Annotated in this window: 14 protein-coding genes and 2 pseudogenes; 7 read left to right on the top strand and 9 right to left on the bottom strand. The window is 53.6% G+C overall.

The genetic code is table 11. The features are described 5' to 3' along the window. Window positions 1–71 precede the first annotated feature (71 nt). The 3 genes and pseudogenes from HUE57_RS19815 to HUE57_RS19805 form a co-directional block, all read left to right on the top strand. A pseudogene (locus tag HUE57_RS19815) lies at window positions 72–536 on the top strand (diguanylate cyclase domain-containing protein); the annotation flags it as partial. Next, window positions 510–944, top strand: coding sequence for an EAL domain-containing protein (locus tag HUE57_RS19810; protein ID WP_320416301.1), 435 nt, complete (start codon window positions 510–512; stop codon window positions 942–944). The pseudogene HUE57_RS19815 and the gene HUE57_RS19810, both read left to right, overlap by 27 nt. Before the next feature lie 13 nt (window positions 945–957). Beyond that, window positions 958–1,443 (top strand): annotated as a pseudogene (locus tag HUE57_RS19805) (EAL domain-containing protein); the annotation flags it as partial. Here the strand turns inward: HUE57_RS19805 and HUE57_RS16785 are convergent. The 3 genes from HUE57_RS16785 to HUE57_RS16775 form a co-directional block, all read right to left on the bottom strand. Beyond that, entirely contained in the window at window positions 1,380–2,369 is a 990-nt protein-coding gene (locus tag HUE57_RS16785; protein ID WP_174673557.1) for a glycosyltransferase, read from the bottom strand. The pseudogene HUE57_RS19805 and the gene HUE57_RS16785 sit on opposite strands and share 64 nt — an antisense overlap. Before the next feature lie 280 nt (window positions 2,370–2,649). Beyond that, complete coding sequence (locus HUE57_RS16780; RefSeq protein ID WP_078484069.1) at window positions 2,650–2,973, bottom strand: phage protein NinX family protein; 324 nt, start codon at window positions 2,971–2,973, stop codon at window positions 2,650–2,652. Between the two features lie 160 nt (window positions 2,974–3,133). Beyond that, entirely contained in the window at window positions 3,134–3,352 is a 219-nt protein-coding gene (locus HUE57_RS16775; RefSeq protein ID WP_078484068.1) for a hypothetical protein, read from the bottom strand. Between the two features lie 225 nt (window positions 3,353–3,577). Here HUE57_RS16775 and HUE57_RS16770 point away from each other — a divergent pair, with 225 nt between their 5' ends. Further along, on the top strand, window positions 3,578–3,880 hold the full coding sequence (locus HUE57_RS16770; RefSeq protein WP_078484067.1) for a hypothetical protein: 303 nt from the start codon (window positions 3,578–3,580) through the stop codon (window positions 3,878–3,880). Between the two features lie 94 nt (window positions 3,881–3,974). Here the strand turns inward: HUE57_RS16770 and HUE57_RS16765 are convergent, their stop codons facing one another. Both HUE57_RS16765 and HUE57_RS16760 read right to left on the bottom strand, forming a co-directional pair. After that, window positions 3,975–4,802 (bottom strand): D-2-hydroxyacid dehydrogenase, encoded by an 828-nt coding sequence (locus HUE57_RS16765; RefSeq protein WP_174673777.1) that lies wholly within the window; start codon window positions 4,800–4,802, stop codon window positions 3,975–3,977. A gap of 61 nt (window positions 4,803–4,863) precedes the next feature. Next, on the bottom strand, window positions 4,864–5,070 hold the full coding sequence (locus HUE57_RS16760; protein WP_174673556.1) for a hypothetical protein: 207 nt from the start codon (window positions 5,068–5,070) through the stop codon (window positions 4,864–4,866). 238 nt (window positions 5,071–5,308) lie between these two features. Between HUE57_RS16760 and fliW the strand changes: the two genes are divergently transcribed. Continuing rightward, window positions 5,309–5,770: a flagellar assembly protein FliW gene (fliW, locus tag HUE57_RS16755; protein WP_078484065.1), complete on the top strand. Its 462-nt coding sequence runs from the start codon at window positions 5,309–5,311 to the stop codon at window positions 5,768–5,770. 20 nt (window positions 5,771–5,790) lie between these two features. Next, window positions 5,791–6,021, top strand: a complete 231-nt coding sequence (locus HUE57_RS16750) for a DUF2835 domain-containing protein (protein WP_236725710.1) — start codon at window positions 5,791–5,793, stop codon at window positions 6,019–6,021. Here HUE57_RS16750 and HUE57_RS16745 read toward each other — a convergent pair. The 3 genes from HUE57_RS16745 to HUE57_RS16735 form a co-directional block, all read right to left on the bottom strand. Further along, on the bottom strand, window positions 6,018–7,592 hold the full coding sequence (locus HUE57_RS16745) for a long-chain-fatty-acid--CoA ligase (protein WP_236725709.1): 1,575 nt from the start codon (window positions 7,590–7,592) through the stop codon (window positions 6,018–6,020). The genes HUE57_RS16750 and HUE57_RS16745 overlap by 4 nt on opposite strands. Before the next feature lie 54 nt (window positions 7,593–7,646). Continuing rightward, on the bottom strand, window positions 7,647–8,561 hold the full coding sequence (locus tag HUE57_RS16740; RefSeq protein ID WP_078484063.1) for an AEC family transporter: 915 nt from the start codon (window positions 8,559–8,561) through the stop codon (window positions 7,647–7,649). Between the two features lie 93 nt (window positions 8,562–8,654). Then, on the bottom strand, window positions 8,655–9,341 hold the full coding sequence (locus HUE57_RS16735) for a response regulator transcription factor (RefSeq protein WP_078484062.1): 687 nt from the start codon (window positions 9,339–9,341) through the stop codon (window positions 8,655–8,657). Between the two features lie 474 nt (window positions 9,342–9,815). Here HUE57_RS16735 and HUE57_RS16730 point away from each other — a divergent pair, with 474 nt between their 5' ends. Next, on the top strand, window positions 9,816–11,003 hold the full coding sequence (locus tag HUE57_RS16730) for an ammonium transporter (RefSeq protein WP_078484061.1): 1,188 nt from the start codon (window positions 9,816–9,818) through the stop codon (window positions 11,001–11,003). A 22-nt stretch (window positions 11,004–11,025) separates the two neighbouring features. On the opposite strand, the gene HUE57_RS16725 is transcribed toward HUE57_RS16730, so the two are convergent. Continuing rightward, entirely contained in the window at window positions 11,026–13,254 is a 2,229-nt protein-coding gene (locus HUE57_RS16725; RefSeq protein ID WP_078484060.1) for a CHASE2 domain-containing protein, read from the bottom strand. Between the last annotated feature and the right edge of the window lie 38 nt (window positions 13,255–13,292).

Genomic DNA, 13,292 nt, shown 5'->3' with positions numbered 1-13,292 from the left:
ATTACCCACTACGCTGGTGTTTTTTCCGACATTTCTACGATTAAAAATCACAGGAAAAACTCGATTTCCTAGCTCATCACGACCCATTAACAAGTCTGCCAAATCGATTGCTACTGGGTGATCGACTAGTACATGCTTTGCAACGCGCTGAGCGTGATCGTCAACAGGTAGCTGTGCTGTTTATTGGTCTGGATAGATTCAAGACGATCAATGACACTATGGGTCACGCAATGGGTGATGAGATACTAAAGGAGGTGGGTACGCGTTTGCAGCAGCAGGTAAGGGCTGAGGATACCGTAGCCAGACTGGGGGTTGAGTTCATGATCCTTCTTGAACAGCTTCATCATCAGGAGGATGCAAGTCGGGTATCAGAGAAAATCCTCAAGGCTATTGAACTGCCAATTATGGCGGGGGATCAACACTATACGGTGACTGCAAGTGTGGGCGTCAGTATCTATCCCGATGATGGTGTTACAGGAGATGAGTTGATTCGTAATGCGGATACGGCCATGTATAGTGCCAAGGAGCAGGGTAAGAATAAATACCAGTTTTACTCTGCAGAATTCACAGCAAAGGCCATGCGGCAGTTGTCGATAGAGAGCGACCTGCGAAGGGCGCTTGAGCGAAATGAATTTGAACTCTACTACCAGCCTCAGTGTTCGCTGAAAGATGGCTCTATTGTTGGAATGGAGGCGTTGATACGCTGGAATCACCCCGAGAGGGTATGCAGAGCCGGCTGTTTTCTCGGCGCAGCTGAGGAGAGTGGCCTGATGGTGGCGCTTGATCGATGGGTGTTCGCCGCAGCCTGTCGCCAGTGTCGTGAGTGGATCGATGCTGGAATAACTTCGGTACGAATGAGCGTTAATATATCTGGAGGCCAGATAAATCAGGGGCATCTTGTTGAGATGATTTCAGATGTTCTGAAAGAGACGGGTGTGACCTAACTACCTCGAGGTAGAGATTACAGAAGGGTTTCTGATACAGAATCCCGACCGGGCTATTGAGATGCTTGAGTCTCTTCGTGAGATGGGCATAGCACTCGCCGTCGATGATTTTGGAACCGGCTACTCATCCCTTAGCTATCTCAAACGGTTACCTATCCAGAAGCTGAAGATTGATCGTTCGTTTGTGCGAGATATTCCTGATGATCCCAATGATGAGGCGATTTCTCGAGCGATTATCGCGCTGGGACATAGCATGCAATTAGAGGTGCTGGCCGAGGGTGTGGAGACAGAGGCTCAGCAAGCGTTTCTTGTACGTGAGCAGTGTGACTGCGTTCAGGGTTATCTTTATAGCAAACCGGTCCCTGCAGCTGATCTCGTGCGTCTGTTAAAGGTGGTGTTCTCGGTGTTTAGCCAAGCACGTCAACCACCAATCTATTATCCCGTACCTATCAGCGCAGTTACGAATTTTTCAATGCCGTGTGAAGTCTCCCAGTTTTGACATGCGTGAAATGCGTGGTCCGCAATTTCATCGTAACGCTTGTGTGCAGTGTCTACGGCCTCTAATACACTCTGAGCGGTAAATTCATCAAAGAGTACACCGGCTCGATGTCGAGAAATAAAGTTTCCCGGTGACGTTCCGGCAGGAGCAACAATGGGTACGCCTGAGGCAACTGCATCCCAGACAACACCTGATCCCATTGCCCTGTAGTGCTCGGGATTGTAAGGGGCGATGACCAGGTCGACCTTGTTGATCTCATCAGCCAGTGACTCAACATAGGAGAGCTGTTTCAGTCCGGGGGCCTCCGTCACCTTCATGTGGTTGCCAGAGTCTTGAATGGTTAAGTTATATCCTGAACGATGTAGGCGTTGGACTAGTTCTGGGATTAACTTGCTTCCCTTGCCGGGTTTTTGTTGGCCAAAGAAGCCGATGCTCTTTAATTCTGTTTTCGGATGTTCTGCGGTACGACCGCTGACCAGTAGGGGTAGCTCATTTATCTGTGCACTTAACAGCTTTGTGTAGGGAGGGATTAGCTCAGGGACCGTGACACCAAATGAGATATCCAGATCATGTTTTTTTACAAGATGGGCGCCATGGCGCCAAATTCCAACTGAGAGTACCCCTGCCCGCATGTTAGGTGGGAAGTGGATGCAGGTTGCGATACGGCCTTTAGATTTTAAAGCCTCAAATGCCGAGAGCTGGTAGCCAAACAGTGTTGGCCAAATGTTTAGGTCGGCAGGCGAAGTTTCGGTTAGCTCTCGCTGCAATATTTCAACGGGTTCAAGATACTTTGTCAGTTCTGAAAGGGTGTCGTCTTTATTGTTTGTGGCCTTGTAGGGATCTTCTGAAAAAAGGGGAACCACAAGGCAGTGCTTGCTGAGGGCTTGGATTGCTTCATCGTCAATATCTATATGCACATAGAGCATTGTGCTGTGAGACTGCTCAGAGAGGTGCCTGGCTATTGATAGGCACCATTCGAAATGGTGTCCGCCCCTGCTAAGTAGGCCAGGATCTATTAGGTTTACTTCCATTGTAGTGCGTAGCTCTTCTCTGAAATGTCTTGCTGCCTGGGTGGATGTGATGGTGTTTGTCTATAACGCCAAATGATGGGGCAGTGTTTACTTTGTCCTGGAAGGTGTTGAACCTGTCTGTCTGACGAATCTGATCCTATGGTAGGAGGGGGATTCAGGTATTTGAGACCCAGGGTTATCCGACGTTTGAACCCAGCCTGTTTTCAACAATCGCCCGCATTGCTGCCTCAAGTGCGGTTTCTCCATCAACATTCGTCTCGGGAGGCATGGTTGCCGTCCAGGCGTCATTGCCCTCCCATTCCCAGTTGAGTTCGATCTTGTGTTTTTCGATGATTGGGCCGCCCTGTGACCAGAAGCTGCTGGGGCGCCAGCGTTGGTTGGGGAGTGAGGGGTGGGGGGTGTAGCGCAGTGTGCCGTCGTCGGCACGAACGGTTTCGATGCCGAGTGCCTTGGCGACCCAGTAGTCGAGCTGTTCTCCGTTGAGCTCACCGCTTTTCATCAATCTCAACCCCACATTACTTAAATTCAGAGTCTACTGCTCCTGTGAGCTGTTTCAAGCTCACTTATATTATCGGACGGTGAGGCGGTTTCTTGATGGGTGGAGCTGTTGAGGTATGCCAACCCGCCTCCTATGGAGAGGCGGGCGGTGTAGAGGGTAATTAATCGTCGCCGATTGGAGGTGCCTCGCGCTCCTCTTTGAGTAGGTGTTCCGCCTCGATCTGGTTCTTGGCGAAGATCATTTTAATCTGATGCTCGGGATTATCGCCGAGTGCCTCACGCAGGGTGCGAACCTCTCCACGTGCCTCGCGGTAACCGTCGTACTTCTCGATGTATTCGAGCTGCTTGGAGGGGAATACCTTGAATACGAAATAGGGCATTGTTGGTTCCTTGGTTGTGCTGGCTATCAATGGCGGCCATTGTATAGAGCGCAGTATGAGCGTGCAAAAAACTGCGCTATTTGGCGGGATGTTTAACGCCACTTGGGGTGGGTGAACTGGCGGTGTTAACCGTTTCTGTGTAGCATCCTTGACTATTCCAGTCATCAATTATTGCGGATTCTAGGTGTGATCTTCAGAACGCCGATACCGCACTGCAGGTACCTCATGAGTGAGCAAGAGTTAAGCAAAGAAGAGCAGATCCTTAAATCAGTTAAGGGAATCGTGACCCGTGTTATCAAAGAGACAGCCACCCCGCCTGGCATGGCACACCCGTTGAGCGAGCAGACGATCAACGATATGCGTGAGGCACTACTGCTGATCTCCCTGCGTGAGCAGGAGCTGGCGAAGGCAGCGGGACGCTCGATGGATATGCGTCCGCGTTATACCGATGAGCCACAGCAGGGGAGTGGTGAGGTCGTCGTGCCATTGCACAAGACGGGACAGGTTACGGACAAGGGTGAGAGCTGATTCAGCTGTTAATCGATTGTGAACTGAAAAGGGGCCGTTTGGCCCCTTTTTTGTGCGAAAGACTCCATCGCTGACGTGATATCAATGCAGCGGTCTAAACAATTCGATTTCTCTTCTCACCTTTAATAAATGCCTCAATGTTTAATCCCACCTGATCAATCAACCGTTGCCTTGCCTCACGGCTCGCCCAGGCGATATGTGGCGTGACAATTAGATTGGGTAGGTTGACGCTCAGCAGCGGACTTTCGTCATCCGGTGGCTCAATGGCGAGGGTGTCGATACCGGCACCGGCGAGTCGACCCGACTGCAGTGCATTGAGTAGCGCCGCCTCATCAACTATGCCGCCGCGTGCGGCGTTGATTAGGAGCGCACTCGGTTTCATCAGTGATAGGGCCTTGTTATCGATCAGGCCAGTCGTCTCTGGGCTGAGAGGGCAGTGGAGGGTGAGGATGTCGATCTGTGGCAGTAGTTGTTCAAGTGGGATTCGGTCGGGACGCTCATCCCCGCCGGGACGCGCGGCGAGTAGCACCCGCATGCCAAATGCCTCGGCGCAACGTGCCACCGCCTGTCCCAGTTCACCATAACCGACGATGCCGAGTCTCTTTCCGCTTAACTCGCCAACCGGGTGGTTGAGCAGGGTGAAGTGGGGGCTCTGCTGCCAGGCACCCGCCTGTAGGTCGCTACGATAGTGGTTGAGATGTCGGCTGAGCGAGAGAATCAGGGCGAAGACGTGTTCGACGACCGAAGGTGTGGCGTAACCGGTAACGTTGCAGACGGCTACCTCTTTCTCTCGGGCGGCCTCCAGATCGACGTTGTTGGTGCCGGTTGCCGCAATCGCAATCAGACGTAGTGAGTCGGCCGCTTCGATGATGCTTTGATCGAGTATGACCTTATTCGTCACGACCACTTCTGCGCCTTCAATCGCTGACCGCCATGGAGAGCGAAGTGAGGGCGGTTAGTCCCCGATAGTCGACGCCGTCTGCCTATTCGTAGTTGAGAGCGCGAGCGAACGACGGAGAAGATGCAGCAGCGGCTTTATGTCGGCGTAGAGTCACTGAGGGAGTTGTGTAGAGCCGCGAAGAGGTGATTACGCAACGTACGCAGGACGGTCGGGGCGCCGCAGGCATAAACGGTCGCGTTAAGTTTTTGCTGTTTGCTTGGGCTTGGATGCCCAAAACAAACTTTCGCAAAAATAGCGACTCCCGGACGTCTACGGGTTGGTGTGTCGTTAGCAGTATCGAAGCTGTGCCACACGTGCAGTGATTCGTTGAGTTGGCTGAAGTCGAGATCGCTGTTATCGAGTGAGTCGCGGTCGAGAATGACGCCCTGCATCTATAGCTCCTATTAAAATGCCAGTTACGTTAGCCTCAATCATATATAGGCCATATACTAGCGCCGAGCATAACAACAATCTGCGCGAGGATATCCATGGAGATCAATAGCACCCGCTTCGGCGTTCAGGAGATTAGTTCTGATACGGTCATCGAGATGCCTAACGGTATGGTCGGTTTCGAGGGACTGCACAAGTTTAAACTGTTTCATAATGAAGAGAGTGAGTCGCCCAACCTCTTCTGGTTGCAGTCGATCGATGATGCCGACATCAGCTTTGCTGTGACAGATCCTGAGCTGTTCAATGTGGCGTTCGAGTTCACCTTGAGCGATGAAGAGAGCGAGCTGTTACAGCTTGGAGAGTTGAATGATCTGTCGGTGATGCTGCTGGTCTACCGCGGAGATGAGTCAATGGGTGAGTTGCTGCCACAACCGAAGGTGGGTGCTCCCAGCGTTCGCGCCAGCCTGACCGGCCCAATCCTGATCAATACTGCCAAGTGCATTGGGCTACAGAAGGTCTTTCCCCGCATCAGCTATACCACCATCGTTCGCGAGGCGTAATACAGAAGGGGCGATTTCGAATGGCGTACAGATCCATGCGCTTTCGCATCGAGATTTCGGCGGAGAAGTATCTGCTCTACTACAACGGTAGTGCGCGGAACGTCATAACACGCAGCTTTGACGGCCGGCGGGTGCAGTTCCCCGCCAGCTCGCTACGTCCCTTTGTCACTCACAAGGGTATTAGCGGTACCTTTGAATTGCGCTTTGATCAGAATAATAAACTGATCGAGCTGGTACGCATCGGCGATTAGTCCGATTCACAACGGCTATCAATGCCCCGCTCCAGCTCTCCCTGGTTCCGCAGTTCGCGTTTCAAAATCTTACCGGCGGCATTTTTGGGTAGTTCATCAAGGAAGAAGACCTTGCGTGGCACCTGATGGTTGCCAAGCTGCTCACGGCAGAAACTGCGCACGTCGGCCGAGCTGATCTCTCCGACGCTTTCATTGAGAGAGACATAAGCGACCGCAACCTCACCGTGAAGCTCATTGGCCTCGCCAACTACGGCCGCCTCACGGATCGGCTCATAGCGGTAGAGTACCTCCTCGACCATGCGTGGGTAGACGTTCATGCCGTTGACGATGATCATGTCTTTTTTGCGGTCGACGATAAAGAAGTAGCCATCCTCATCCTCTGTACCGAGGTCACCGGTACGGAACCAATCCTCAAAGAAGCTCTCGTAGGTCTCTGCCTCAAGACGCCAGTAGCCCTTCATGATGGTCGGTCCACGTACGCAGATCTCGCCCACCTCGCCCTTGGCCGGTTCGTTGCCATCGTCATCGAGAATTTTCATCTCTACGCCGGGGATCGGTAGGCCAACCGAGGCGATTTTTCGTACACCACCGATAGGGTTAACGCAGGTGACCGGCGAGCACTCGGTCGGGCCATCGCCTTCGTAGATCAGCTTGCCAAACTTCTCCTCAAACTGACGCATGATTTCGACCGGCATCGCGGCACCGCCGGAGACACAGTAGCGTAGCGAATCGAGTTTTCCAGCCGCCTCGTCAGAGAGGCGCAGCAGCACGTTGTACATACTCGGCACGCCGAGGAAGATCGTCGCGCCGTTATCGGCAATCGCATTGGCGATCAGTTCGTGCTCAAAGCGGGGTACGGGGATGAAGCTGAGTCCGTGCAGTAGTGGGGTGAGCATGCCGACGGTGGCGGCGAAGGCGTGGAACATCGGTAATACCACCAGTAGTCGATCACGCCCCGATTTGAGCTGTAGAAACTGCTTTACCCCCCAGGTGTCGGCGGCGAGATTGCGATGGGTCAGCATTGCTCCCTTCGGCTGGCCCGTGGTGCCTGAGGTGTAGAGGATGACCGCAACGTCGTCTGCGGGATTGAAACTGATCTCAGATAACGGTTCTGGGTGATCAACAAGATTGTTCCAGTTGATGGTCTGTTCGCTATCTGCGCCGATCAGTACGGCCTGTTCAATGCCGCTGTAGTGTTCATTAATCGCGCTCACCTGATCGCTCATTGCAACGTGGTAGATCATGCGGCCCACATCGGCATTGTTGAGGATAAAGGCGAGCTCCTGTGGATTGAGCAGCAGATTGAGTGGTACGACGGTTGCGCCCGCTTTGATGATGCCGAAGTAGGCGAGGGCGAATTCGATGGAGTTGGGGCAGTAGAGGGCGATGCGTTCACCATTGCTTACCCCCTGTGATTGTAGCCAGGCGGCGACGTTATTGCTGCGCTGCTCGAACTCAGAGAAGCTGATCTGGTTTTCGCCGTTGATGATGGCCTGCTCATTGGCAAGGCGGGTGGTGGTGGAACGGAGTAGCTCGGGCAGTGAGCTGTTTAGGATCTGTTCTGGAATCACGTTATTTTTCTCATTATTGTCGTTGTTGTATTTATGTTGTTGGCCGAATCGTCGTTAGGCGAGCCAGCTGAACCATAGCGGTAGGGTGACCAGGCTGACGGCGGTGGAGAGTGTCACCGCAGCTGCGTAGAGCCCGGTGTCGAGCTTGTAGCGATCAGCAAGCACGATGCCGAGCACCATGCTTGGCATCGCCGCTTCAAGAACGATGGCCATTTTGACCTCACCCTGCAGGCCCTGCAGATCGGCAAGCCATAGTGCCAGCAGCGGTTGTATCAGTAGCTGGATCAGCAGTATTGGAATCAACTTCGGTAACATCGCCGGACGCCAGGTATCCCAGCGCAGTCCCATACCGAGTGCGATCAGCATCAGCGGAATGACCGCCATGCCCATGGTATTAAGCAGATGTTCCAGCCAGGCGGGGAAGGGGACGCTGCCGAGGTTTAGCGTCACGGCTGCCGCTGCAGCCCAGAGTGGAGGAACCGTAAGCAGCGTACGTAACATCGACTCGTTGCTGGTGTTCTCGCCGTGGCGGCGTGCGATCAGGATGCCGACGGTGAGTAGTAGTGGTGTGCAGGCGAAAAGATCGTACTGGATAGCGATACGGCTGGCCCATTCACCGAGGGTTTCGGTGAGTACCGGGAGGCCCATATAGGTGGCGTTAGGAAAGGCGGCGGCAAGCAGTAGAGCGCCAGCAACCGGCTTAGGCGTTGAGCAGAGACGGCAGATACTCCAGGAGAGGAGCAGGCCGACAACGACGGTGGCTGCGGCAATAATCGCGATCTGTACTGCCTCGATGCCGAGTGGCGCCTGCCATAGAACACGAATGACTAATGCTGGGAGTAGCAGTACATAGACCAGGCCGGTGAGGGTGCGGCGGGCACTGTCGGCATCGAGGTCGAGTGGCCGTACCACACGCCAGGCGACGCCGCAGAGGATTAGTGCGGCCATTTGGAATAGAACATTTTCCATCGATGTGGTGCTCAGTTCGGCTCAGAAAGAGCGCAGAGTCTGCCGGAATCCGTGCGGCTTCTCCACCGCAGCGAAACCTGACAGGTGGTGGGTTTATTCGATACGTTCGAGGCGGTAGCCGTGCTGGTAGATCGCGGTCAGCTTCCAGCCGTTCTCGGGGGAGAGGTGGAGCTTGTTGCGAATACGGCTGATGTGAGTGTCGACGGTGCGGGTGGTGATCTGCGCCGACTGACCCCAGACGCTCTCGAGAATGTGACCACGTGAGATAACACGACCGACATTGCGGAACAGGAAGCTGGCGAGATCGAACTCTTTTTGCGTCATTTCGACCGATTTACCGGCAACGGCGATGCGACGTGAACCGAAATCGATCATATAAGGGTCGGCTTCGAGAGTGCCTTTCTTCTCCTGATTGACCTGTGCACGACGACCTAGTGCATTAACGCGGGCCATCATCTCCATGCGATTGACCGGTTTTATCATGTAGTCGTCGGCACCGATCTCCAGTGCCTTGACGATATCTTCTTTACTGTCGCGTTGCGTGACAAAGAGGACCGGGATCGGCCAGTCGATATGTTCACGCACCCAGCCGAGCACCTCATCACCGCTCGTGTCCGGAAGCATCCAGTCGATAATGAGCAGGTCATAACTTTCGCGCCCAAGTGCGCGCGTATAGTTCTGTCCGGTCTCGAAGCTACTACACTCGTGCCCCTCGGCCTCCAGCCACAGCTGCATCATGTTGGCCAGCTCTACATCGTCCTCTAGTAGCGCTATTCGCAAAACAGAATCCCCGATATATGTAGTATTTATAATGATTCAATCATAACCCCCCTACGGGACAAATGGTAAGGTTTTTAATTGCCTGTTTCGTAGGGAAAAGTTGATAAAAACCGATGGGTTAATGAGTCGCTTATTAGGAACTGTGAACTGGTTCCACCAGAACTATCGAACAGGTCTCGGTTGGAGTGTGCGAGCAGGACTACTCTTTAACCGTAGCTTCTTTAATTTGTCTCCTGAGATCCATTTGACCGGTGCACTGCACCGGTTCTTTTTTTATAGCACGCCCCTTTTTTGTGCTCGTTTGCTGTGCGTTTTTGTTGGTGCGCGCACAGATGTGGTGCGAGTCTGCAGGAGGGTTTTGCTAATTCGTGTCTAACTCGTTGATTATTAAGTGCTCCATTGTTGGGCATGGTTTATGCATTCTCTGCACCTCATTAAGTCAACACCACACTGTAATGAAGGGGATTTAGAAGTATGAGCGGTCTGCAAGCTGGAAGTGATGTTCTTTTTGTACTGTTAGGCGCGATTATGGTGCTGGCGATGCATGCCGGATTTGCCTTTCTTGAGGTCGGAACCGTGCGCAGTAAGAATCAGGTCAATGCGCTGGTGAAGATCATCGCTGATTTCGCCGTCTCCACCATCGCCTACTTCTTTATTGGTTATAGCGTCGCCTACGGTATGAGCTTCTTCGACGCAGCCCCGGTGCTCTCAGAGAAAAATGGTTATGAGTTGGTGAAGTTCTTCTTCCTGCTCACCTTTGCTGCGGCGATTCCAGCCATTATCTCTGGTGGTATCGCCGAGCGCGCCAAGTTCAATCCGCAGCTGGCTGCGACCTTCGTTCTGGTCGCGTTGATCTACCCCTTCTTCGAGGGCATCACCTGGAACGGTAACTACGGTGTACAGGCATGGATTGAGGCGACCTTTGGCGCTCAGTTCCATGACTTTGCTGGTTCGGTGGTTGTTCACGGCATGGGGGGTTGGCTGGCGCTGGGTGCGGTAGTGATGCTTGGTCACCGACAGGGTCGTTACGGTAAAAATGGTGAGATGTATGCGCATCCGCCGAGCAGTATTCCCTTTCTCGCACTCGGTGCATGGATCCTGACTGTCGGTTGGTTCGGCTTTAACGTGATGTCAGCACAGGCGGTTGAGGGCATCTCTGGTCTGGTGGCGGTTAACTCGCTGATGGCAATGGTTGGCGGTATTCTCGCCGCACTCTTCTTTGGAAAGAATGACCCGGGTTTTGTCCACAATGGTCCGCTTGCTGGCCTGGTTGCTGTCTGTGCCGGGTCCGATCTGATGCACCCTATGGGGGCGCTGATTACCGGTCTGATCGCTGGTGGCCTGTTTGTCTGGACCTTCACCCTGACCCAGAATCGCTGGAAGATCGATGACGTACTGGGTGTCTGGCCGCTGCATGGTCTCTGTGGTGCCTGGGGTGGTATCGCAGCCGGTATCTTCGGTCTTGAGGCGTTGGGCGGTATGGGTGGAGTGACCTTCATGGCGCAGTTGGCTGGAACCGTGCTCGGTCTTTCGATCGCGCTGGTAGGAGGCTTTGTGGTCTATGGCGGACTGAAGAAGATTGTTGGTCTGCGCCTCTCTCAGGAGGAGGAGTATGAGGGTGCCGATCTGACCATTCACAAGATCAGCGCTACACCGGACTAAGCTCCACTCTCCCGAAAGGGAGTTACTTGGTTGTTAATACGTGCACGCCGCTCCAATCATCGAGCGGCGTGTTGCTTTCCAGGATCTCATTAATACGACCAATATAGATGCGGTAGACCATGATCTCGGGGTGGCTCCCTGCGAGGCTATGGTAGAGCGCCAGAGACTCCTTAAGTTCGCCGCTCTGAAAGAGGGTGATGGCCTGTTCATTAATCTCAATCTCTTTGAATAGTGCTTCATCCGCCTCATCACGAAGACAGATCGGTTCGAAGATGTGCACCGGTTCGGTCTTGCCCTTCACCTGTACCAGATCGAGGCGGCGAAATAGGATGTCGGTCTGCTCGGCGTGGGTTGTCTCGCCAACAATCAAACCAACGCCGTAACTCTTGGTCTGTCCCTCCAGGCGAGACCCCAGATTGACCGCATCGCCTAGCACGGTATAGGAGCGACGAAAGGTCGAGCCCATGTCGCCGACACTCATGGTGCCGGTGTTGAGGCCGATGCCGATATTGATTTCCGGTAATCCCTGCTCCTTGAAGCTCTGCTTCAGCCTTTCAGTCTCCTTAAGCATCTCCAGTGCGGCGAGGATGGCGTGGTGACGGTGGTTAGGATCGTCGATTGGCGCCCCCCAGAAGGCCATGATCATATCGCCGACATACTTATCGATGGTGCCCTTGTTCTCGAAAATGATGCGGGTCATATCGGTGAAAAAGAGGTTGAGCAGGTGCTTTAGCTCTGATGGGCTGAGAGATTCGGAGATGGTGGTGAAGCTGCGAATATCGGCAAACAGTACCGTCATCACACGACTCTCACCCTCAAAACCGAAGTCGGTGGCGTTGTTCTTGCTCATCTCCTCTACCAGCTGTGGAGGTATGTATTGACCGAAAATCGATTTCAGCTCTTTGCGCCGCTGCGATTCGTTGAGCAGGCCGTAGAGCATGTTGGGTATCGCCAGCATCAGGGTCAGGATGATCGGGCTGGCGAAGTTTAGGATGTATCCGTGACTGCTCCAGAGCCAGCTGACCAGGTTGAAGTCGATCAACGCTACGAGAACCGAGCTGAGCAGCAGCATCACAGGGCTGAGAAAGGGCAGTAGTAGTGCGAGTACCAGACCGGTGATCAACAGGATGACCAGATTGGCGCCCTCCGCCCAGGCGGGTACGTTGAGAAAGGAGTTGTCGAGTATGGCGCTGATAATATTGGCGTGAATCTCAACGCCAGGAAAAACGCTCTCTACGGGCGTAGGAACAAGATCGTTAAGACCTTGTGCGGTGGTTCCGACCAGAACAATAGAATTGGCGAATAATCCGGGTGGTGTTAGCCCCTCGATCACGTCGCTGGCCGAGACGTAGCGGTAGCTTCCTGATGGTCCTCGGAAGGGGACGACTACCTGTCCGGTATCTGAGGTTGGGATGCGCTTGTCGCCGAGTAGGATGCTCTCTACGGCGTAACGATCACCGATCTCTTCGACGTGAATAGAGTAATCGTCTAGCAACAGAAAGCTACGCACCACCTCTAGTGCGAGTGAAGGGTAGATCTGCTCGCCATAACGCAGTAATAACGGAGTGCGTCGAATGATGCCGTCATCATCGGGGAAGGTGGTCAGAAATCCGTGACCGATGGCGTTCTGTTCCAGTGATTCGATATTGGTGATGTAGTTCGGCATCTCGATGATGCTGGTCATGCTCGGCGCGACTGAGATTTTGAAGGGGGCTGGTGGTGGCGCTGGACGCGCTGACTCGACATCGGAGTAGTTGAACATGAAGCCGAGTACGCTATCGCCCTGGCCGATAGTCGCAGCGAGTTGTTCGTCATGATTGAAGATCTTTTCAACATCGGTCAACAACGAACGGCTCTTGGCGTCACCAAGGTCGAGTGACTCGAGCGCTGTATATAGTTGCCGGGCGATATTTTCTTCGGCATCGGCGAAGACCTGGTCATATCCGACAATGACGGTGCCCTGCTCAAAGAGCTTTTGGGTCATGGTGGCGAGCATGTTCCTTGGCCACGGCCAGCGGCCGATGCGTTTCAGACTCTTTTCATCGATATCGACAATGATGACGCGCTGGTCAGGTGCGACTTGATTGTGGACCGTCTTGCGCAGTATCAGGTCGTAGCCGATCAGCTCCATGCGTTTTTGCAGGGAGTGGAACGGTTCTACGCGCGTAATCTGCATCCAGCAGGCGAGCAGTGTGATAAAGAGGCCTACCGATACTGGAAAGTATTTGGTGTTGAAGAAGCGTCGCAACATGGAGTTGTTTTGTGGTTCCGCTAGTCGTTACTGTAGCG

Origin of the sequence: Candidatus Reidiella endopervernicosa, from assembly GCF_013343005.1 — a bacterium.
Lineage (GTDB): Bacteria > Pseudomonadota > Gammaproteobacteria.
Note: the sequence above shows the minus strand (reverse complement) of the source record. Positions and strands in the feature narration are given on the sequence as shown.

Coding starts and splice junctions, on each gene's coding strand:
- fliW (WP_078484065.1), top strand. CDS start 5,309: ATGGAGATCAATAGCACCCGCTTCGGCGTTCAGGAGATTAGTTCTGAT.
- HUE57_RS16770 (WP_078484067.1), top strand. CDS start 3,578: ATGAGTGAGCAAGAGTTAAGCAAAGAAGAGCAGATCCTTAAATCAGTT.
- HUE57_RS16750 (WP_236725710.1), top strand. CDS start 5,791: ATGGCGTACAGATCCATGCGCTTTCGCATCGAGATTTCGGCGGAGAAG.
- HUE57_RS16725 (WP_078484060.1), bottom strand. CDS start 13,254: ATGTTGCGACGCTTCTTCAACACCAAATACTTTCCAGTATCGGTAGGC.
- HUE57_RS19810 (WP_320416301.1), top strand. CDS start 510: ATGTATAGTGCCAAGGAGCAGGGTAAGAATAAATACCAGTTTTACTCT.
- HUE57_RS16780 (WP_078484069.1), bottom strand. CDS start 2,973: ATGAAAAGCGGTGAGCTCAACGGAGAACAGCTCGACTACTGGGTCGCC.
- HUE57_RS16785 (WP_174673557.1), bottom strand. CDS start 2,369: ATGCTCTATGTGCATATAGATATTGACGATGAAGCAATCCAAGCCCTC.
- HUE57_RS16730 (WP_078484061.1), top strand. CDS start 9,816: ATGAGCGGTCTGCAAGCTGGAAGTGATGTTCTTTTTGTACTGTTAGGC.
- HUE57_RS16775 (WP_078484068.1), bottom strand. CDS start 3,352: ATGCCCTATTTCGTATTCAAGGTATTCCCCTCCAAGCAGCTCGAATAC.
- HUE57_RS16740 (WP_078484063.1), bottom strand. CDS start 8,561: ATGGAAAATGTTCTATTCCAAATGGCCGCACTAATCCTCTGCGGCGTC.